This window comes from Arachnia propionica (assembly GCF_900637725.1).
Classification (GTDB): Bacteria; Actinomycetota; Actinomycetes; order Propionibacteriales; family Propionibacteriaceae; genus Arachnia; species Arachnia propionica.
The window spans coordinates 80,386-100,940 of record NZ_LR134406.1 but is presented as its reverse complement, the minus strand read 5'-3'; the positions used below and the strand labels follow the sequence as shown (position 1 = coordinate 100,940).

15 protein-coding genes and 2 tRNA genes are annotated in these 20,555 nt (G+C 67.1%); 14 read left to right on the top strand and 3 right to left on the bottom strand.

The window, feature by feature from the left end; genetic code table 11:
* Positions 1–41 precede the first annotated feature (41 nt).
* Positions 42–506 (top strand): MarR family winged helix-turn-helix transcriptional regulator, encoded by a 465-nt coding sequence (locus EL272_RS00505; RefSeq protein WP_014845249.1) that lies wholly within the window; start codon positions 42–44, stop codon positions 504–506.
* Here EL272_RS00505 and EL272_RS00500 read toward each other — a convergent pair.
* Complete coding sequence (locus EL272_RS00500; RefSeq protein WP_014845248.1) at positions 495–977, bottom strand: hypothetical protein; 483 nt, start codon at positions 975–977, stop codon at positions 495–497. The genes EL272_RS00505 and EL272_RS00500 overlap by 12 nt on opposite strands.
* Positions 978–1,111: 134 nt before the next feature.
* On the opposite strand from EL272_RS00500, the gene EL272_RS00495 reads away from it, so the two are divergent.
* Both EL272_RS00495 and EL272_RS00490 read left to right on the top strand, forming a co-directional pair.
* Positions 1,112–2,431, top strand: coding sequence for an SWIM zinc finger family protein (locus EL272_RS00495; RefSeq protein WP_061787420.1), 1,320 nt, complete (start codon positions 1,112–1,114; stop codon positions 2,429–2,431).
* Between the two features lie 18 nt (positions 2,432–2,449).
* Positions 2,450–4,903: a DUF7824 domain-containing protein gene (locus EL272_RS00490; protein ID WP_061787421.1), complete on the top strand. Its 2,454-nt coding sequence runs from the start codon at positions 2,450–2,452 to the stop codon at positions 4,901–4,903.
* Here EL272_RS00490 and EL272_RS00485 read toward each other — a convergent pair.
* Complete coding sequence (locus tag EL272_RS00485; RefSeq protein ID WP_061787422.1) at positions 4,892–5,332, bottom strand: pyrimidine dimer DNA glycosylase/endonuclease V; 441 nt, start codon at positions 5,330–5,332, stop codon at positions 4,892–4,894. The two genes, EL272_RS00490 and EL272_RS00485, sit on opposite strands and share 12 nt — an antisense overlap.
* A 151-nt stretch (positions 5,333–5,483) precedes the next feature.
* On the opposite strand from EL272_RS00485, the gene EL272_RS00480 reads away from it, so the two are divergent.
* From EL272_RS00480 to EL272_RS00450, 7 genes are all read left to right on the top strand, one after another.
* A complete protein-coding gene (locus EL272_RS00480) occupies positions 5,484–8,084 on the top strand; it encodes a DUF7824 domain-containing protein (RefSeq protein ID WP_061787423.1) in 2,601 nt (866 codons plus the stop codon).
* A 178-nt stretch (positions 8,085–8,262) separates the two neighbouring features.
* Positions 8,263–10,065: a WD40 repeat domain-containing protein gene (locus EL272_RS00475; RefSeq protein WP_126409286.1), complete on the top strand. Its 1,803-nt coding sequence runs from the start codon at positions 8,263–8,265 to the stop codon at positions 10,063–10,065.
* Positions 10,066–10,293: 228 nt separating this feature from the next.
* Entirely contained in the window at positions 10,294–10,692 is a 399-nt protein-coding gene (locus EL272_RS00470) for a type II toxin-antitoxin system Phd/YefM family antitoxin (RefSeq protein WP_197720280.1), read from the top strand.
* An 88-nt stretch (positions 10,693–10,780) separates the two neighbouring features.
* Positions 10,781–11,008 carry a FitA-like ribbon-helix-helix domain-containing protein gene (locus EL272_RS00465; protein WP_061787426.1) on the top strand — a complete coding sequence of 76 codons (228 nt, stop codon included), beginning with the start codon at positions 10,781–10,783 and terminating at the stop codon, positions 11,006–11,008.
* Positions 11,005–11,391, top strand: a complete 387-nt coding sequence (locus EL272_RS00460) for a type II toxin-antitoxin system VapC family toxin (protein ID WP_014845239.1) — start codon at positions 11,005–11,007, stop codon at positions 11,389–11,391. The genes EL272_RS00465 and EL272_RS00460 overlap by 4 nt, the downstream gene beginning before the upstream one ends.
* 58 nt (positions 11,392–11,449) lie before the next feature.
* Positions 11,450–13,834, top strand: coding sequence for a DUF7824 domain-containing protein (locus EL272_RS00455; RefSeq protein ID WP_061787427.1), 2,385 nt, complete (start codon positions 11,450–11,452; stop codon positions 13,832–13,834).
* Positions 13,835–13,865: 31 nt separating this feature from the next.
* Positions 13,866–16,253, top strand: a complete 2,388-nt coding sequence (locus tag EL272_RS00450) for a DUF7824 domain-containing protein (protein ID WP_061787428.1) — start codon at positions 13,866–13,868, stop codon at positions 16,251–16,253.
* Between the two features lie 107 nt (positions 16,254–16,360).
* On the opposite strand, the gene EL272_RS00445 is transcribed toward EL272_RS00450, so the two are convergent.
* Complete coding sequence (locus EL272_RS00445) at positions 16,361–17,455, bottom strand: DUF2207 domain-containing protein (protein ID WP_073970002.1); 1,095 nt, start codon at positions 17,453–17,455, stop codon at positions 16,361–16,363.
* A gap of 78 nt (positions 17,456–17,533) precedes the next feature.
* Between EL272_RS00445 and EL272_RS00440 the strand changes: the two genes are divergently transcribed.
* The 4 genes from EL272_RS00440 (at position 17,534) to EL272_RS00425 (ending at position 20,494) form a co-directional block, all read left to right on the top strand.
* The gene (locus tag EL272_RS00440; protein ID WP_061787429.1) at positions 17,534–17,896 is read left to right on the top strand and encodes a TfoX/Sxy family protein; all 363 of its coding nucleotides are present in this window, start codon (positions 17,534–17,536) and stop codon (positions 17,894–17,896) included.
* A gap of 76 nt (positions 17,897–17,972) precedes the next feature.
* A tRNA-His gene (locus EL272_RS00435) sits at positions 17,973–18,047 on the top strand.
* Between the two features lie 28 nt (positions 18,048–18,075).
* Positions 18,076–20,244 (top strand): hypothetical protein, encoded by a 2,169-nt coding sequence (locus EL272_RS00430; RefSeq protein ID WP_061787430.1) that lies wholly within the window; start codon positions 18,076–18,078, stop codon positions 20,242–20,244.
* A gap of 177 nt (positions 20,245–20,421) precedes the next feature.
* A tRNA-Ala gene (locus EL272_RS00425) sits at positions 20,422–20,494 on the top strand.
* Positions 20,495–20,555 lie beyond the last annotated feature (61 nt).

Genomic DNA, 20,555 nt, shown 5'->3' with positions numbered 1-20,555 from the left:
CATTCAGAACTGAATATTCTTGTTCGGATACGCTACGCGGCATGGGCGACGGAGACAAGATCCTGAATTCCGCTTCCGTGAGGCTCGGCATCCTGGGCGTTCAGGTCACCGAACTCGCCCGGCAACGCCTGGAACCCCTCGGGCTCGCTCCCAAACAGGTCGGTCTGATGGCCTTCGTCGATTCGAGGACCAAGGCCTCACAGCGGGAAATCGCTTCGGGCATGCGGGTGGCACCCAGCCTCGTGGTCACCCTCGTGGACCAGTTGGAAGCTTTGAAGGCCGTCACGCGGATTCGCCGTCCCGGTGACCGCCGGGTGCAGGAGATCTCGCTCACCGAGGTCGGCAGGAAACTGCTGTCGGAGGCCCTCGTCGTGGTTCGCGCCCTCGACGAGGACCTGACCGCGCACCTCGCCGACGGGGATCGCCGGGCCTTGGACAGGACCCTGGAGGCCGTCGAGAACGGCCGCTGGCTTCCCGACTCGATGGGGCGGGGATCAGCCGACTGAACCGGACCTGACGAAGGCCTCGGCGTCCTTGACGTAGATCATCAGCGCCTGCATCGTGCTTCCCGACAGGTCACCCCCCTGTTCGAGGGTTTTGCCGACCGCGTCCAGTTCCGCGCTCCGCCTGACCACCTGTTCGTAGACCCTGCGGGGCACCTCCTCCAACCAGCCGTTCTCGAAGGTGTCGATCCCCAGTCTCAGTGCGGCGGTGAAGTAGTGCAGGTCGGCGACGGGAACCCGGATCTCACGGCCACGATCGTCGGAGACGACGAAATGGTCGGGAAAATTCCTGAGCCCGGCCCGCCTGCAGAGCGGCCAGGCCAGCGCGGAGGGCACCAGGAGGGTGAGCTGCTCGGCGGCCGCGCGGTCGTATCCCATTTCCCACAGCGCGGCGATCACCTTTTTCTCGGATCGTTTCGAGGCCAGCAACGGGATCGCGTCCAGTACTCCGCGCCGCGCGGTCTCATGATCCATGAGCTTTCCTCTCCACGCTCCCGGCCGCAACGGCTCATTTTGACACCCCCGGGCTCCCCCGGCAAACGATCCGGGCAGGCGCGCACCCACCCGATCCAGCGATTTTTGTCAGCGCTGCCCGGTACGGTTCCACCATGAGATCGTTCACCTCGGCCTCGGCTCTGGACAGCACCGGCCTGACCTTGGAATTGGCCCCCGCCCTCACGCCCGAGGGGCTCACTGAGGCGCCCGAGTTCTTCTCGGGATTCGCCGCCCAGCCGCTCGTGCTGGCCCGCGGTCTGCTCGTGCTGGCAGACGTGGCCCAGACCCGGTACTTCCAGCCGACACCCTCCGGCATGCGGGACCCGATCTGCACCGCCAACGGTGACCGCATGCGGTTCGAGGCGTTCTCGGCGTGCAACACCGTCGGGGTGCGGTTGGATCTCCTGGCGGCCGCCTTCGACGGGGGTGAGATCCGCCACGGCACCACCAACGTCGACATCAACCAGCCGTTGCGGGAAACCCTCGGGCAGGTCTCGCCGTCGGAGCTGATGCACCTGGCCGTCGGCAACGACGAGCTGCGCGTCTCCACCCTCGATGCCACGCACGTGGAAAGGAAGGTGGAGTTACCGGATCGCTGGTTGAAGGCACTCGGGTCGTCGCAGGAGCTGACCCGGGAACTGGAGCTGATCGGCGAGGCACCGGCCGTGCAGACCCGGCAGTTCCTGGCCACGCTGCCGTCGGGGACGGGCCGCCGGGGACACTGGAGCGTCTCGCGGATGGGAGTGAAACCGGCGCTGCGCCCCGGGAAGGGCACCGTGTACGCGGAGGGCCTGAACCGGTTGCGAGCGGCCCGCCGCCTCGGTCCGCAGATCACCAGGATGCGGGTCTACGGTCTGCCGCAGGCACCCATGGCGGCGTCGGTGTGGGAGTTCTCGCTGCCCCACGGGAGGCTGACGTTCACCCTCACCGCCGAGCACTACCGGGGTTTCTCGGGCGAGGGCGCGTTGCTGACGAAACTGGCCGCCCCCACCGCCGTCGACGATTCCGCTTTGATCTCGGCCTGCCTGGCGTTCGAGCCCCGCATCGAGATCGCCTCGCTGGTCGCGGAAACCGGGTTGGACGAGGAACGCACGGGGCAGGGCCTGGCAGTGCTGGCCGGCGACGGCAGGGTGGGTTTCGACCTGTACGAGCAGGCCTATTTCCACCGGGAGCTGCCCAGCGACGCCGACCGGGTGATCAAGGACAACCCGCGCCTGAGGCACGCGAAACGCCTCGTCACCGCCGGCGCGGTGCGGCCGTTCGACGAACACCCCGGGGCGTTCCGGGTGCGGGGCGACCACGACGAGTACATCGTCCGCACCGACCCGCCTAGCTGCACCTGCCCCTGGTGGCGCGGCCACACGGGATCGCGAGGAGTGTGCAAACACATCCTGGCCGCCGAGCTGAGCAGGACGCCCTCCGAACCCGATTGAACGACAGGAAACAGGATCATGGCAGACAGGTCTCTCACCCCGGACGAACTGGTGCTTCACCGCCTCATCAACCGGACCCGAACCACCAGGGATCTGCTGGGTGAACTGGAACGGCTCTCTCCGGAGCAGCGCGCACTGGCCAAGAAGTCGCTGTCGGTGCTACGCGGCAAGGCTACCTTCGATTTCGAGTACCGCTACATCCTGCTTGCCGCCTTCCTGGACACCACACCCGCGCAGGTGGCCGCCACCCTGGGCGAGTGGTCCGTGAAACTGCTGGTGCGGGACAAACCGGCGCGGGCCTGCGTGGTGGAAAGACTCACGGCCCGCGGCGAGGACTGGGTGCGGGAGTTCGTCGCGGCCGCCCTGAGAAAGGTCAGCCTGGCCGAGCACGTCCCCCCGTTGCTCGATCCGCTCATCGACACCTTCGAACTGCCCCTCCCCGACGCTCCCCGCTACTGGCTGGGCTGGATGCGGACCCGCTCGGCACCAGCCCATCACTGCCGCTGGGAGAAGCGTTTCATCGCCGCCTGCGCCGCGCCCAACGCCTTCGTGGTGCCCCACGGCGACAGGACCACCTACCTGGATCAGGTGGTCCGTCGCGCCCGGAACCTGCGCGCTGCCGAACCCACCGACGACCCGGCCCTGCTGCGGGCCCTGCTTCAGATCTTCGACCGCGGCGACCGCATCGGCGGCCAACGGATCGCGATGCTGTGGCTGGAGGGCCTCGGCCTGATCCCCCTGCTCCCGACCGAACGAACCCGCGTGATCGCCGCCCTGCCCAACGCCGGCGGTGCCTTCGCGAAACTGGCCATCAAACAACTGCTCGCCGCCGACCTCTCCGACGCCGATCTCACCGACCTGGCCCTGGCCATCCTGCCCCGCAGCGAGAAGGGCCTGACACGCATCGTGGTGAAGGCGGCCACCCGGCTCACCGCACCGTCGCAGGATCTCCTTGACACCGTCCAGTTGATTGCGACGGATCAGGACACCACCAACGCCGCCCTGGCCAGAGACCTCCTGGAGCACTGGAACACCGGACCCACCGGGCAGCCGCAGCCATCCCCCGGCGGCGACCTGGTCCCCGGCATCCCCGCTTCCCGGGAACAGGACGCGGGAACGCTCGGTCTGTGGCGCGCCCCGGCGGGCCGCTGCCCGCAGCCGTTGCGCGACCACACCGACACCGCCCTGATCCTCGACGATCCAGGCCTGGCGGCGCTGATCGCGAAGGTGAACACCGATCGGCGGGGCAACCCCGATCTTCAGGAACACGCCCTGGCGGCGCTGGTCGCGACGGCACACGCGCGCGGCCCGGTCCGGGTCAGGCACGCCATTCGCACCGGCATCAGACACACCAGTCCGCACAACTCGATCCTGGCTCAGCTTCTGGAGAAACTGGGCAGACGGGGCGACGGCGAGCTGAGGCAACCGATGATGCTGGAGTCGCGGCCTCTGACCTTCCTGCCCGTGCAGCGCGCCAGCGACGCCCTCGGCCGGCTCGGCGAGCTGCCCTGCCTGCTGTCCACCCCCACCCACACCGGTTTCCAGGTGGCGTGGGCGGTGTTCGCCAAGCGGGCGCGTCGCTACCGGGAAGCGAACCTGGCGGTGCTCCCGACGGACGTCGCGGTGGCGCTGGCCCGGCTGGACCGTTCAAAGGCACCCAAGGGCCTGTCCGCGTTCGAACAGCCCGTCCACGGCATGCCGGTCGACCTTGCGACGGTGATCGCTCACTGGCGCGACCACCCGGCGCGGCCCGGCGAGCTGCGCAGCCTGACCACACAGGGCGAGCAGAGCCACATTCCCCCGTCCAGGCTGCTGGAGATCGACGGGGACGAACCCACAAGTCACGAGTTATTGGGGATCCACAGCCATTGGAGCCTCCCTTATCAGCCGATATACGCCCACCAGGAGGACCCGTGGGTGTTGGTGATGCTGCCCGAACACCCGGCCCGCCCCGCGGGTCTGGTCCTTTACGCCTCGAGAACGTTCGCCCTGAGCATCTTCGAACGGATCGCAACCACCGTCCCCCGGTTCGGACCGGTGGCCTCCTTTGCATCCTTGGCGCTGGCCTCGGACACGACCACGAAGGACCGCGACCGCGCCGCGGCCCTGATCCTCACGGCCTGGGACGAGGAACGCCTCACCGCCGACGATCTCGTCTCGGCCTGGCGCAGCCCGTGGCGTGGGATCCGGGAGTTCTCGGCCCCCAGGGTCACCGAAACCCTGGGGCGCATCGCCGATGCGGGAGGTCTGGCCCTGACGTGGCCGCTGCTGACCGCCATGGCGGAGGAGATATCGGGCCAGGAGCGGATCCCGGCCCCGGCCTCCACCGTGCTGGAGTCGCTGCTGCACTACCTTCCCGAGGTGCGGGCCGCGGGCGTCCCCGTCGACCTGCCGAACGTCACGGCGCTGGCGAGACGGAAGGCCCCCATCAAGGCCGTGAGGGTGGCGAAACTGATCGTGTCAAAGCTGTGACCGGGCGCGTTCCCAGTCGGCAACCGGCCCCGGGACGACGGTGAACAGCGGGTGCGGAAGCAGATCCGCGGGCTTGGGGAATCCTGCAACCCGCTCGGGTGAACGCTCCTTCAGTTTGGCGAGCAGGTGGGAGGCCTCGACGTCGAGCTGCCCGCGGGTGACGGTGAGCGTGAGCGCACGATCGGATCTCACGATCCGGGTGATGTCGAATCGGTAGCCCCGGCGTCCCGCCTCGTCCGCGAGTCCCCGCAGGTAGGAACCGATCCCGGCCAGCGGATCGTCGAGGACCCGGAACCTGGTGAGCTGCGGATGCCGGGTGTAGCCGACGGTTTTCCCGGCGAGGACCTTCTGCGCCAGCAACGACTCCCGCCAGCAGGCGACCAGCCCCTGCCTGTCCAGGTATTCCGGATGCAACGACCAGATTCTCACCAGACCTCCCGGATGGTTCAGCAGGATCCAACAGATATCACGGATCGGCGGTCGGCGGCATTGCCCGCTGCCCGGCTGGCCGCTTCACTGCTGGAATCATGGGATGGAACCGGATCCACGAAACCCGCTGCCTAGAAGACGGGAGCCCACCATGACTGACCGGGAACTCACCCCGGAGGAGGCCGACCTCGTCCGGATGACCAAGGAGGCCACCAGCCTTGGGCACCTCATCAAGGAACTGGAGTCGCTGGCCCCCAAGGAGCGGGCGGCGAGGTCGCGGGTGTTGAAGAAGGGCCGTCGCGCCATCAAGGCTGCGTTGACCGACAAATGGGGGTTCCCCGACGCACGCCTGATGCTGCTCACCGCCGCGCTGGGCAGCACCCCCGCCCAGACCGCGGCGGCGTTCGATTTCTCGACGGTCACCTCCCTGAAGGACGACGACGCCATCGACGAGGCGGTGGCCTTGCTCGCAGGCCGGGGTGCGGACTGGGTGGAGAAACTCGTGGTGGCCCTGCTGAGGAAACGCGACAACCTCTGGCAGATCAGCCATCTCGTCGGCCCCCTGTGCGTCGCCCTGGAGCTGCCGCTGCCAGGGGCGGACCACACCAACTACTGGACGGGCTGGTCCAGCAACAACTCCGATCCCACGCCCGGCACACGCTGGCAGGAGCACTTCCTGCAGGCCTGTGAATCCCCGAACGCCCTCACCTTTCCCGGCCTCGACAGGGACGAGTCCGGCATCCGCGAGAAGGCGAAGGCCCTGCGGAAACGGGAACCCACGAACGACCCCGCCCTGCTGGACGCGCTGCTCCGGGTCGTCGAACGCGGCGACCGCCCCACCGCCCAGCAGGCCGTCGTGCACTGGCTGCGGGCGCTGGATCTGGAGGGCCTGCTTTCCGCGGAGCGGCCCCGCCTGCTGGCGGGGCTGCCGAACGCCGACAAAACCGTCGTGAAACTCTTCACCGGGTGTCTGCTGGTCGACGGCCTCGGCGACGAGGACCTGACCGCCCTGGCCCTCGACGTCCTGGTCCGCAAGGAGAAGGGCGTCAAACGCGACGTCCTGAAGGCCCTCCGCGGGTTGGGGGCGCCGTCGCAGGATCTCGTCGGGACCGTCGAGGCGCTGGTCGCCGGCGCGGATACCGCCACCGCCGAACTGGCCCGGGAACTCCTGGACGGCTGGGACGCCGCCCCGCCCGAGGAGGAGCCGCTCGGGTTGTGGCGGGAACCATCGCTGCCGGTGCCGGAGCTTCTTCCCGAGTTCACCGACGACGCCCTGGTCCTCGACGAACCCGCCCTGCTGGCGCTGCTCACCGACATCGACACCCGCTGGTGGTTGAGCGCCTTCCGCTACGAGCGTCTCCTAGCGACCCTCGTCGCCACCGCCCGCGCAGGCGGCCCCGAACATCTGGTCCGGCTGATCGGGAGGAACGCGTCGCCGGACGGCTGGTGTGGTTTCCTGACTCGGCTGGTCGTGTGCCTGGGTGATGGCACCATCGTCCCCGGCCAGGGTATCCGGTCCGCCGCTTCGCAGGGTGGTCCCCTGTCCTTCCTCGCGGCGCAGCGGGCCCGCGACGTCCTCGGACTGCTCGGCGAGCTGCCCTGCCTGCTGTCCACCCCCACCCACGAGGGGTTCCGCGTCGCCTGGGAGGTCTTCCGGGAGCGGGTCGGCAGGTTCCGGGAGGCCGGGGTGGAGCTGGTGCCCACTGACGTCGCCGTGGCCCTGGCCCGTCTCGACCGCACCTGCGCCCCGCGGGATGTCTCCGACCTCGACCTGCCCATCCGCGGCGTCGAGGTCCGCCTGTCCGGGGTGCTCGCCCGCTGGCGCGACGACGAACCCCGCCCCGGCGCGCTCCAGCTCAGCCCAGCGTACGAGGACGATCGTCCGCACCTGAACCGCCCAGTCGCGAGGCTGATCGCCGACGGCGACGAGCCCGGCACGTTCGGGCCGCTCGGACTGCGCAGCGCCTGGGTGGAACGGTTCCACCCGGATCGCAGCTTCTACTGGGAGACGGTGCGGGACCTGCCCGAGGCCTGGCCGGAACCGGACCCCAACGCGGTGATCCGCATCGAGTCGGTGAGGGACGACGGCACCGAGGTTCGCGTCCGGCCCCGCGGCTCAATCTTGTACGACTCGGACTCCGAGGCCGCCCTGACGCTGCTCCCGGAGCACCCGACCCGCCCCGCGGCACTGGTCCTGCAGGACCTCGGGAATTACTCTCCCACCAAAGCGGTTGACGATTTCCTCCCGATCGCGGCGGTGGCGGAGCGGTTCGGACCGGTGCTGTCGTTCGTCGCCCTCGCCGTGATCTCGGGGGCGGCACTGAAGGACCGCGACCGCGTCGCCGAGGCCCTCCTGACCGCCTGGGACGAGGGCCGCCTGCACCCCGGCGACCTCGTCGACGCCTGGCGGAGCCCCTGGTGGGACGAGCTCAACGACATGCCGCGGGCAAAACACGAGACCTGGCCCCATTCGCCTGCGAAGACGGTGACGGTCCTGTGCACCATCGCCGACGCCGGCGGGTTGGCCCTGGCATGGCCGTTGCTGGTGGCAATCGCGGAGGAACTCGCGGGGCAGCGGAAAACCACGGCGGCGACGGCGACGACACTGGAGGCGGTGCTGCGTTACCTCCCGGAGGTGCGGGCGGCGGGGGTCGCCGTCGACCTGCCGAACGTCGCGGCACTGGCCGCCCGGAAAGGCAACAGCAAGGCGATGACGGTCGCGAGGCGGATCACCAAAATGCAGGGGTCCTGAGGATTCACCGGTCGACGCGGCCACGCAACCCGACACCCAACCGACACGGTTCGCCCCTGCGATCCTCCACAACAGACACTGCTGCTACAACTCCATGAAACCGCCCGCGCATTCGCTCAAGCCTGCTTTTCGTCGCTTTTCATGAAACGCATAGCGCACCACTTCGTACACTTGTTCTGTGACTTTCATTCTTCACCCTGAAAAGTTCACAAGTATCGAAGCGTGGATCCAGCATGTTGCCAAGGAAATCATGCGGGATGACGCCGATCTTGACGGGCTGGCCACACTGATCATGACCCATGCCTTCGGACGCACTCCGCTTCCTCCGGAGGTCGCGGGGGTATTGGCCATCTCGCATCTTCTTGCCACAGCGAAACCGGAGGACCGGCAAGGCATCCGGCAACTCGCCACAGCGTGGTTCACCGACCAGCCATCCACCGTCACCGACCCCGCCCGGTGGAGCGTCCGTTCCGCGGCTCGCCTTCCAGCGGCGCCGTCGATTCCACTCGCGGGTCACAGCAGCAGTGTGTCGGACATCACCGCCTTCACCACCCGGGATGGACACCAGCGGCTCGCCAGTGCAGGCTTCGATGGCACGATTCGGGTCTGGGACCCGTTCACCGCACGTCAAGTCGGTGGTCCGCTGATCGGGCACGGCGGCAAAGTGATGCGGCTGATATCCATGGCCCTGGATGACGCGGTACTGCTCGTCAGCGCACACCAGGACGGTCTCGTTCGCTTCTGGGATGCGGAAACCCAGCTGCTCATCGGTGAGCCACTCACGGCCCATCGCGACTTCACCTACGCCCTTGACACCTGCGTCATCGATGGCTGTGACCTGCTGATAACAGGGGGTTCCGATGGCACTCTGCGCATCTGGGACCCCGTTGCTCGCCAGCAGATCGGAGAGCTGCTCAGCGGACACGAGGCAGGCGTCACTGACATCGCCGCCTTCACCACACGCGACAATCAGCCACGAATTGCCAGCATCAGCACTGATGACACCGCCCAGATTCAGAACACCATTCAGATATGGGATCCCGCCGCGGGTGAGCAACTAGATGTCCTGTCAATCCCTGAAACCGAGTTCATCACCAGCATCACCGCATGGAATGACAATGATCCCTTGCTGGCGGCAACAGGAATTCATGGGACGTTGCACGTCCTCAACCCTGTATCCGGGCATCACACCGGCGCAGCCATCCAAGGGCATGGTCTTCTTCCGGCCCGCGCACTCACACCCTTCAAACGAGACGAGAAAACCTTGCTGGTCTCCATCGGTGAAGACAACATGATCCAGTTCTGGAATCCGACAACGCAGGAGTCCTTGAGCCGGCCAATGTTCGGAAATATCCATGGCGGAAATGGCATCGTCATCTTCACCGGGCCGGAGAACCACCATTTGATGGCGACAGCCAACAATGACGACACGGTACGGATTTGGGATCCCGTCTTTCACCTCGCTCAGGACAAGCCGCACCCACTCACCGAGGTGCCCCGCAACGCCTCCTTCACGTGTGACGAGACCATCGAGGCCACCGAGAGTCGCCAAGCCTATGCGTCTTTGAGCATCCATCCCGACCAGATCAAAGAGACGGCCGCCTTCACCACCCACGAAGGCGCGGCCAGGATCGCCGCCGTCACCGATGATCACTTCCTCACCATCTGGGACCCCGCAACCGGTGAACGCCTCCATGCCGCCGATCTGTACGAGTACGTGACCAACCCGAGCGAATTCACTGGGTTCCTGTCACTCGACGTCCTACCAACTGCCGGTGAGCAGCCCCGTCTGGTCACGGGCGACAACCACAACCACCTGCGCATCTGGGACGAGCAGGCCAGCCAACTTCAGGACCTGGACCTCGGCAGCCACGTGCTCTCACTCTGGAAAGCAGCAGCCCTACCCGACGGCACCATCGGCATCGAGTTCGAGGACGGCTGGGCCATCATCCAACTCCCAGACCCTCAGTCCGTTGATTGAGGTATCCACCAGCACCAGGTGCCAAGTGCCGAAACCAGCGAATAGACGCGTGGAACGCAATGATCTCGAAGACCAATCTGGAGATAGCGTGCCTGCTCCATGCAACAGAGGACCTGGTGGCTCACCATGCCTCGCCCCAACGTCCACACAACTCATAGCAGTTCAGTCCCCCACCACTGATAGGTTCACCCCATGACCTAGGATGCAGACACGTTCACGGACCTGATCATGGCGCCGGATTCGACCCCCGACCTCCTCGTGCGACTACTGGTAGCAGTGACGATTCAACCATCCACGCAGACCTCGATCGGCTTTGAGTCACAAGAAGACAGAGCACATCTGATTATCAGACATCATGGACATGTGCGTACGCTTACCGCCACCGAGGCTTCGCGCCAGTTCTCCACCCTGCTCGACTCAATCGAAGCGGGCGACATTGTCGTGGTCACCCGGGGAAACCGACCGATCGCCGAAATCAGCCCGGTGGTTCACCGCACCGGACAGGACCTACGGACAGCCCTGGAGAAGATTCCGCCTCCGGACGAGAAGTTCATCGCAGATGTCGCCGGGGCCGTGAACTTCGCGACCCACGCAAGAACAGGCCCGAGGGAAGACGCGCAATTCTGAACACGAAAGCCCGTGACCACCCCGCGCGCGGGTTCGATACCGAACACCGCCCCATGAAGCCGTGCTTGCATACTGCTAGCATAGTTTCATGACCACCCTGTACATTCGCGACGTGCCCGACGACGTGGCCGAGACGCTCAAGCAGCGCGCCGCTGCGCGGGGACAGTCCTTGTCGGCCTATGTCGCCGCCGAACTCAAGCAGATCGCGTCGCGACCCACGAATGCGGAGATCATCGACCGGCTCCGCGTCATGGATCGCGCATCCGGGCCCGGCCTCGAGGAGATCCTGGCCGAGATCGCGGCGAATCGCCGATGATCGTCGTCGATGCCTCCGCCATGATAGAGGTTCTGGTGGGGGGTGACACCGACCCGGCGCTGCTCGATGAACTGACCGGCGACATCGCAGCCCCGCACGTACTGGACCTTGAGGTCCTGTCGGTACTGCGCGGCCTGACGTTGGCGGGAAAACTCGCCCCGGAGACCGCTGACCGGGCCCTGCAAGAGTACTTCCAGCTGAACATTCAGCGCCACAGCACGGCGCTGCTCGCCGGACGCATCTGGCACCTCCGCTACCAGTTCACCGCCTATGACGCCAGCTACCTCGCCCTGGCCGAGGCGCTCGGTGTCCCCCTCATCACCTGTGACAAGAAACTGGCGCCGCCGGGCCACCGGGCCGAGGTGAGACTCTTCCCGCTCTGACACCGAATCGGCGATGATCGCGGGTGGATTTGTCACCCATCGCGGATAGGTTCATTCCATGACTTGGAATGCCGACACCTTGGCCGCTCTGCTAACCGAGCCGGAGTCGCTTGAAGACCTCGTCACAGTCCTCGACGATCTCACCGAGGCAGACCGTTCGGTGATCCGCAAAGCGATCGGCAAGGCCCTCCCATCCCTGCGCCGACGTATGGAGAAGGTTGGCGCGGGTGGACAGCGTCTGGTTCTGCTGGCGGTGGCAGTCGGCGCCACCCCCGCGCAATGCGCCAAGGTCTTCTCCTCCTGGGACATCTGGCGGCTGATGCAGGTGCCCATCACCCGCGACCGGCTGCTCTCCTGGATGACCGGCAACGGTCCGGAATGGGCCGGCGACCTCATCACACGCATGTTGAAACGCCGCACCGCCGACAGCATGTACTACACCGAACTGATCGATGAGCTCGCCCTCGATATCCCGATTCCCGACGATCCCGTTTTCCTGACGGCCTGGGCGGTGGAGAACAGTTCCTTCCCCAGACCGGGCCACCGCTGGGAGAAGCACCTCATCGCCGCCTGCGCCGCCCCGAACGCCCTCGGCCGGCGCCTCGTCGCCGATCAGCGCACCCAGATCCAGGCCCAGATTCGGGAGGCCGTCGCGGATTTGCGGGTGACCGAACCCACCGACGACGACGCCCTGCTGCTGGCGCTCCTCCAAGTGTTCGAACGCGGCGACAACCGCCCCTCGCAGCAGTTCGCCCTGATCCTGATCGCTGGCCTGGGCCTGACCCCGCTGTTGGCGAAACACAGCGACCGGTTCCTGGCAGCCCTACCAAACGCCGATCCCATCGTCGTGAAGTTCGCGGTCGAACAACTGCTGCCCCCCGGCCTGAGCGAGGACCACCTGACCACACTGGCCCTGGACGTGCTGGCCCGCAAGGAGAAGGGCGTCAAACGCGCCGTCCTCAAAGCGCTGCGCTCAGTGAACGACCCATCACAGGACCTGGTGGAAATGCTCACCGCGACCACCACCGGCCCCGACTCCACCACCGCCGAACTGGCCCAGAAACTCCTCGACGACTGGGGTGTGGCCACCGGACCCGCCGAGTCGCTGGGACTGTGGCGCGACCCGCTCGGCATCCCACCCGAACCCATCGACGACCTGGACCGGCTCCTGGACGAAGTGGAGTTCAACGAGCTGATCCAGCACCTGACCGGCGCGGGGACGCGGCATAGGGAACCAACCGAACTGCACGAACGCGGCCTGGCCGCGCTGGTCGCGCTGGGCTGGGCCAAGGGACGCGACGCCTTCGTCGAGACGCTGCGGGGCAAGGTTCCCCGGCCCGGCTTCTGGGACGGATTGTTGGTGCAGCAGGTGCAGCGCTGGGTGAGAAAACGCTTCTGGATGCCGAGGCTCGCCCCTCTCACGCGGTTCGCGGCGCGGCGCTGCAACGACGTCCTGGATGCCGTCGGGCGGGTGCCGTGCCTGCTGTCCACCCCCACCCACAAGAACAACCGGGTCTCCTGGCAGAAATTCCAGGACCGGCTTCACCGCTACGCCGAGAAGGATGTGGATGTGCTGCCCATCGACCTGTTCGTCGCCCTGGGCCGGATCGACCGCACCGAGGCCACACCCTGCAACCTGCCGGGACGCGTCACCAAGGGACGAACCGTGCAGGAGATCGTCGACCTCTGGCTGAAAACCCCCGCCGAACCGGGCCGGATGGAGTTCGCCGCCCCTGGGTTCCGCAAAGGCGCTCGGGCACGCCACAGGGTGCGGGTGGCGGGCGACGAACCCGTGGTGGCAAAGGCGCTCGGGATCAAGGGCCCCTGGAACAAGACCTATCAGGGACCGAGCGGGTTCCTCCGGGAGCGTCACGCCGGCCGCGACTTGCTTCCCGCGCACCCCACCCGGATGGCCATGGTCGCGCTGGCGTCCCCCGACGAAACCTCCGCCGAGGAGTTCACGGATGCAGCCTTGGTGATCCGTTTCGACACGGTCCTGGTTCTCACCGGCCTGATCTTCGCGAGCGCCGCCCCGCCGCAGGGCCGCGACGAGATCGCGGGGGCACTGCTGACGGCATGGGACGAGTCCCGACTGAACCCGGAAATGCTCGTCGCAGCCTGGGAAAGTCCGTGGCGCCAGGAATTGCGGGACGACATCGCCCCTGTGAAGGTGGCAGCCATGCTCACAAGCATCGCGGAAGCCGGCGGCCTGGCCCTGGCGTGGCCACTGCTGACGAGAATCACGGAAGAACTGGCAGGAACAGACAAACTCCCCACCGGGGTCGCAACCATCCTGGAATCGGTACTCAATCTCCTGCCGGAAGTACCCGAGAAACCAGACCTGCCCAACATCACGGCACTGGCCGCCCGGAAGGGCAACAGCAAGACGGTGAAGGTGGCGCGGCGGATAGTCGACCGGCTCCGCGCCATGGATCGTGGGTGAGTTTGCCACCCATCGCGGATAGGTTCATTCCATGACTTGGAATGCCGACACCCTGGCCGCTCTGATAACCGAGCCGGAGTCGCTTGAAGACCTCGTCACAGTCCTCGACGATCTCACCGAGGCAGACCGTTCGGCGATCCGGACAACACTCGGCAAGGCCATCCCCTCCCTGCGTCGACACCTGGGAAAGAATGAGGAGTGGGGGCGCCTGCCCCTGCTGGCCGCGGCGGTCGGCGCCACCCCCGCGCAATGCGCCTCCGTCTTTGCCCCGCAGGAGATCTGGAGGTTGAAGTGGTCCCCCGCCATCGCCCGAAATCGGTTGATCTCGTGGCTGACCGGCAACGGTCCGGAATGGGCCGGTGACTTCGTCACACGACTTCTGAAGCGTCGCGGCGACGCTGACATCCATGCCCTGATCGACGAACTCGTCATAGCCCACGACCTCCCGATTCCCGACGATCCCGGGTTCCTGACGGCCTGGGCGATGAAGAACGCCGCCCACCCCCGGCCCGGGCGCCGCTGGGAGGAACACTTCATCGCCGCCTGCGCCGCCCCGAACGCCTTCATCCAGCACCTCGACTCTGGGCAGCACACCCAGTTTCGGGAGGCCGTCGCGGATTTGCGGGTGACCGAACCCACCGACGACGACGCCCTGCTGCTAGCGCTCCTCCAAGTGTTCGAACGCGGCGACAACCGCCCCTCGCAGCAGTTCGCCCTGATCCTGATCGCTGGCCTGGGCCTGACCCCGCTGTTGGCGAAACACAGCGACCGGTTCCTGGCAGCCCTACCGAACGCCGATCCCATCGTCGTGAAGTTCGCGGTCGAACAACTGCTGCCCCTCGGCCTGGACGAGGACCACCTGACCACACTGGCCCTGGACGTGCTGGTCCGCAAGGAGAAGGGCGTCAAACGCGCCGTCCTCAAGGCGCTGCGCTCGGTGAACGACCCATCACAGGACCTGGTGGAGATGCTCACCGCGACCACCACCGGCCCCGACTCCACCACCGCCGAACTGGCCCAGAAACTCCTCGACGACTGGGGCACGACCACCGAACCCACCGAGTCGCTGGGACTGTGGCGCGACCCACTCGGCATCCCACCCGAACCCATCGACGACCTGGACCGGCTCCTGGACGAAGTGGAGTTCAACGAACTGATCCACCGGCTGGACAGCGATGCCCCGGGAAACTGGGTATCCGTCGAGGTCTACGAACGCGGCCTGGCGGCGCTGGTCGCGCTGGGCTGGGCCGAGGGACGCGACGCCGTCGTCGAGACGCTGCACGACAAGCTGAACCCCGATCCGAACACACATGGGGTGTGGAAGCAGCTGGTGCAGCGCTGGCTGCAGCGGGTGACCGGCCGGAAGGAACGCGGCAGGTCACCTCGGGGTGCGGCACTCACGCGGGTCGCGATTCGGCGCTGCAACGACGTCCTGGATGCCGTCGGGCGGGTGCCGTGCCTGCTGTCCACCCCCACCCACAAGAACAACCGGGTCTCCTGGCAGAAATTCCAGGACCGGCTGCACCGCTACGCCGAAAAAAACGTGGACGTGCTACCCATCGACCTGTTCGTCGCCCTGGGCCGGATCGACCGCACCGAGGCCACACCCTGCAACCTGCCGGGACGCGTCACCAAGGGACGAACCGTGCAGGAGATCGTCGACCTCTGGCTGAAAACCCCCGCCGAACCGGGCCGGATGAGTTTTGTTCCCCCCGGCAGTCCCGGAAACGAACAGAACGACCAGGCCTGCCACAGGGTGCGTATGGAAGGCGACGAGCCCGTGATCGCGAAAACTCTCGGGATCGCGGGGCCGTGGGACGAGACACGCCGAGCACCAGAACGCAGCGGGGAACACGACATCGGCAGCACCCTGCTTCCGGCACACCCCATATGGGCAACCACTGCCGCCCAGGTGAACCTGCCCTTCAGCAGTAGTTCCGGTTGGGAGATCACCGAGGCGATCGCCTCCGTGTTCCACGTGGACCCGGCCATGGTTCTCATCGCCTTCGTCTTCGCGAGCGGGGCCTCTCCGCAGGGCCGCGACGAGATCGCGGGGGCACTGCTGACGGCATGGGACGAGTCCCGGCTGAACCCGGAAATGCTCGTCGCAGCCTGGGAAAGTCCGTGGCGCCAGGAATTGCGGGACGACATCGCCCCTGTGAAGGTGGCAGCCATGCTCACGAGCATCGCGGAAGCCGGCGGCCTGGCCCTGGCGTGGCCACTGCTGACGAGAATCACGGAAGAACTGGCAGGAACAGACAAACTCCCCACCGGGGTCGCAACCATCCTGGAATCGGTGCTCAATTTCCTGCCGGAAGTACCCGAGAAACCAGACCTGCCCAACATCAGGACACTGGCCGCCCGGAAGGGCAACAGCAAGGCCATGAAGGTGGCGCGGCGGATTGTCGCCGCCGACTGACCTGCAGGAAACCCCGGTTCTGCAGCACTCAACACGAAAATTCCCCTTTCGGACGCCAAAAACCGCGTTGAGTGCTGCATAACCGGGGAGTCGCGGGCGGAGTGTCCTCAGAAGTCGAAGTCGAAGTCGATTCCGTCCAGGAAATCCCCCAGATCGAAGCCGTCGAACAGCCCACCGATGCCGTCGAACAGGCCATCGGCGCCGTCTAGGAGGTCCGAGGCGAGCAACTGGAACACCAGCTCCCCCGCCACGTCGGCACCGACGTCGATCCAGTCGAAGTCCCATTCGACGTTTCGTTCGATGGCGAGTTCGCGGAAGACCTTGACCCAGTGGTCGGCGACCCCGAAGACCATCGCGTAGGGCAGGTAGCGGCTGAAGGTGTTCTCCGCTTCCTCGAAGCGGATCTGCCCAGCCTCGGCGGTCGCGAGGTACTGCCTGAAGCCGAGGGCCTGGATGCGCGTGGCCGTGCCCGCGCCGGTGCGGGGCACGCGACGTTTCGGCCCGAAGGCGGCGACGACGCCCGTCGCGACGAACAGGGCGGCGGCCAGCAGGCCCACGTTGTCCCCTCCGGTGATCACCAGCGCAGCGAAACCCGCCACCGCCCCGACCGCCACACGCCAGAACCTGTGCCGCCGGCCACCCGGGTTCGGGTTCTGCCGGTACCAGCCGCGGCGGCTGGCCTCCTCGTAGATGTCGGCGGTGAGCTGCCGGAACACTTTCTTGTGCCTGCGCACCAGCTCCGACATCCGCATCGCCCGCCCTCGCGGGAAGACCCCCTCCAGGAACGTCCTCTCGTAGCGCATCAGGTTGGAGCGGGGCTTGTCGCAGGGGTGCAGCAGCCAGTCCTTCCCGCGCCGTCTGCCCTTGCCGTCGTCGAGCACCTCGATGCGCAGGAATCCGCGGGCGGCGAGGTCGACGATGGTTGCGGTGAGGTCGCGGGGGTCCACCACTCCGTCGATGACCATCCCGATCAGTCCCGGGGTGACGTCGCGCGGTGGGGTGAAGGCGACGGGGAAGGGACCTTTGTACTCGGTGGATCGGAGCCGTTTGGTGGGGGTTGTCTTCCGTTCCTCCCGCGGCGGCAGGACGCCGGGCGTCAGGCCGTCGTAGATCTCGTCGTGCGAGGCGAGGATCCGCCTGAGAAGCAGCGTCACCGACCCTAGGAACAAGACCACCGCCACTGCAAGCACAAACCATCCCATGGAAAAAGTCTCCCGCATCAGGAAGGTCACTGGCAGTATTTGGTTTTGAACAGGGCCCCGACCCGCACGAGGAGCGCCATGACCGACCCCAGAGCAGCACAGACCGAGCTCGTCGCCCGGCTCCACGGGCTCCTGGGCGACGAACCCACAACCCGCGTGATCCCGATGTTCGGGTCACGCGCCTTCATGGTGCGCAACAAAATGGTGTGCTGCGCCCTCAAGGGCGGGCACCTGCTGGCGCACGTCGATCCCGACGATGACGCGAAACTCTCCGGGGAACCCGGCGCCTCCCCCGCCGAGATGGGCCCGGGACGCGAGATGGGGCCCGGCTGGATCCAGGTGTCGGCGGAGATGATCACCGACGACGACCGCCTGCGTTTCTGGGTCGATGTCTGCATGGCCTTCAACCGCGCCCAAACCATCGGATCGAAACCGTCGTGACCGCTCCTTGACGCCTCGGCGCATGCGCCACGCCACCCTCGACGCCGGCCGATCGGGTCTTCTACACTCGTTGCCACGGCGTGTAGCTCAGCAGTAGAGCACCGGGCTATGGACCCGGAAGGCGCAGGGGCAGCACCTGCCACGCCGGCCAAGTTCGTGTCGCCGCCCGGAGGGACATCGTGAATCAGTACGTCCACCACCAGCTCATGCAGGCGATGCGCACCGCCGCCGACCATTCCGACCCGGCCGTCCGGGAAGCCGCTCTGGAGCGGATGGAGCGCTGGCGGCAGGTGATCGACGGCATGGCGGACGGCACCTTGAGGATCGGCAGTCGCAGGCCGCTCGTCGGGCTTCCCGCCTGGGTGACCCCCAGGGTGGTGCGGGGCGGGTTCGCCACCGGCAAAGCAGCCGCCGCCATCCCGCCGGCCGAGGACGAAAGGCTCCGCGCCCAACAGCTCGGCATTGAGGCCACCCGCCACGCGATCTTCGAGTCGTGGCTGACCCCAGAAGGCCTGGCCGAGCTGGAGGTCCTGCTGGAAACCGGCGCCTACAACGTCGGTTTCCCGGAGCACGCCGTCCTCCTGAGCGTCGCTGCCCTGCTGCGGCATGGCGTCAACGACTCCGTCCGCACGCTGCTCGACGAGGTTTCACCGCTGGCCGGGTCGCTGCGGTTCTCGCCGTATCCGGGTGCGCCGTCGCCCCTGCGACCGGGCCAGGTGTCGCGGTGGACCGCCCGGCAGGTCGCGGGCGCCCTGGAACGCGCCCGCGTCAATCCGCGGGTCGCTGCGGAACGCGAGGCCCTGACCGTCTGGCTGCCGCTGACCGACAAGGTGGTGGCGTTCTGGGCGGGCATCATCGAGGCGCCCACCTTCGACGAGGGCCGCATCGACGAGGCCCGCACGCTGGTCGCCGACTACGACCGGGCGGCACGGCAGCACACCCGCTGCCGCAAGTACCGCCGACCGGGTGAGAACCTGCCGATCCTGATCGACGCGCTGCGACAGGCGATCGACGGGCAGGGGGCGTGGCCGCCCGGGCGGGTGAGGCACGCCCTGTCGCGGATCGAGGCGAAACGGGGCCTGCCCGGCAGCAAGCGATCCGACGACCTGCGCGCCCGGCAGGCGGTGACGGCCTCCCGGCCCCTGCACGCCGAGGTCGCGGTGGTCGTCGCGGACCGGGTGGCGCGGCTGCGCGGGGACGTCGGCCTGACCGATTTTCCCGCCGCCTCCGCACCGATCTCTGATAACGAGGCCACCGACCTGGTGCCCGCCGGCACCCCGCTGCCGGCGTCGGTGCTGCGTACCCTGCGGCTGGGTTTCGTCTCGGATCTGGAGGAGCTGATCACACTCGGGGTGGTGCCGTCTGCGGAGGTGCTGGCGTCGCTGGTTCCGCAGCTCACCGCCGGGCAGGTGGCATCCTCGGCGGACGACCCGCTGGTCGGCGCGCTGCTCGCCGCCACCTATCGGGCGTTCCGGCGGCGCCGGAGTTTGCTGCTGCTCGACCTGGAACAGCAAGTGCGGTTCAAGGAGCTGCCGTGGGTGGCGGCCCTCCAGGAACTCACGGCCGGCGGCCCCCTCGACGACCCTCTGGTGCTGGCGCGGCGACTCGGATCGGTGGTGTTGGGCGCGTTCCCGGGCACGATCCTGCCGAACGGGTTCATCCGGGAATACAGCGCCCTCCTCGACATGGCGCAGGTGCGGCTGCCGTTGACCGAGGAACTGGCCGCCGACATTTTCATGGGCCGGTTCGCACCCAAGTTCCAGCGGGCCGCGAAGGTGGCGGCGGGACTGCTGCGCGGGTCGCTCTACGAGCGCTACTACGGCATCGACTACACCGCCGTGCTGGGCCTGCCGGAACCGGACGGGCACGGGGATGTCGGCGAGTTCGACCGCATGGTCGCGGGGGATGTGACGGCGGGCCGGAGCGTCGCAGCGAACGGTCAGATCATCGAACGCCAGCAGATCCTCACCACCCACAACCTGGCAGTCCTGGTGAAACTCGGCGTGCAGCCCGGCCGGAACTGGGCCGAGCTGGCGCACCACGCCGCAGGGAGATCGTTCCAGCTGCTGGAACGCGCGAGGAACAGCCCTTGGCCGCTGTCGGCCATCAAGAACGCCGCCTACGCCTGGCGGCAGGCAGTGTTCTTCCTGTCCATCTGTGGCGACGATACCGCCGCCGATGCCCTCCGCGACCTCCCCGGGGCAACCACCTGGCCCGCAGCCCGGATCCTCGACGACCTCACCCGCTGCCTCCAGGGCGAACCCGTGACCCCGTTCACAGGTTGGACCCAGGGCCCGCACTGGGTGCAGTCGACGGTCCCGGAAACCGACACCCCCCAAGCCGGTTGATCCAAGCCCCGAGACCCAGCCCCACATCCAAGCCAGTTGAGCTGAGCCCTGAGCGCCAGTCCTACCCCAAGCTGGTTGAGCCGAGCCCTGAGCGTCAGCGAAGAGCTCGTGTCGAAACCACCCTCAACACCCGAACTTCCCCCGAGGCCCCGTCCTCGGGTATGCTTGCCCGGTCTCGGGGCATTAACTCAATTGGTAGAGTGCCACCTTTGCAAGGTGGAAGTTAGGGGTTCGAGTCCCCTATGCTCCACAAAAACCGGTTTGCGGCGAAGAATCGCATTGGCTGGTCAACAGAGGAGACCAAGGCGAAG

Excerpts from the sequence above, each read along its gene's own strand:
- EL272_RS00505 (WP_014845249.1), top strand. The coding sequence starts at position 42 with ATGGGCGACGGAGACAAGATCCTGAATTCCGCTTCCGTGAGGCTCGGC.
- EL272_RS00500 (WP_014845248.1), bottom strand. The coding sequence starts at position 977 with ATGGATCATGAGACCGCGCGGCGCGGAGTACTGGACGCGATCCCGTTG.
- EL272_RS00495 (WP_061787420.1), top strand. The coding sequence starts at position 1,112 with ATGAGATCGTTCACCTCGGCCTCGGCTCTGGACAGCACCGGCCTGACC.
- EL272_RS00490 (WP_061787421.1), top strand. The coding sequence starts at position 2,450 with ATGGCAGACAGGTCTCTCACCCCGGACGAACTGGTGCTTCACCGCCTC.
- EL272_RS00480 (WP_061787423.1), top strand. The coding sequence starts at position 5,484 with ATGACTGACCGGGAACTCACCCCGGAGGAGGCCGACCTCGTCCGGATG.
- EL272_RS00470 (WP_197720280.1), top strand. The coding sequence starts at position 10,294 with ATGGCGCCGGATTCGACCCCCGACCTCCTCGTGCGACTACTGGTAGCA.
- EL272_RS00465 (WP_061787426.1), top strand. The coding sequence starts at position 10,781 with ATGACCACCCTGTACATTCGCGACGTGCCCGACGACGTGGCCGAGACG.
- EL272_RS00460 (WP_014845239.1), top strand. The coding sequence starts at position 11,005 with ATGATCGTCGTCGATGCCTCCGCCATGATAGAGGTTCTGGTGGGGGGT.
- EL272_RS00455 (WP_061787427.1), top strand. The coding sequence starts at position 11,450 with ATGACTTGGAATGCCGACACCTTGGCCGCTCTGCTAACCGAGCCGGAG.
- EL272_RS00450 (WP_061787428.1), top strand. The coding sequence starts at position 13,866 with ATGACTTGGAATGCCGACACCCTGGCCGCTCTGATAACCGAGCCGGAG.
- EL272_RS00445 (WP_073970002.1), bottom strand. The coding sequence starts at position 17,455 with ATGGGATGGTTTGTGCTTGCAGTGGCGGTGGTCTTGTTCCTAGGGTCG.
- EL272_RS00440 (WP_061787429.1), top strand. The coding sequence starts at position 17,534 with ATGACCGACCCCAGAGCAGCACAGACCGAGCTCGTCGCCCGGCTCCAC.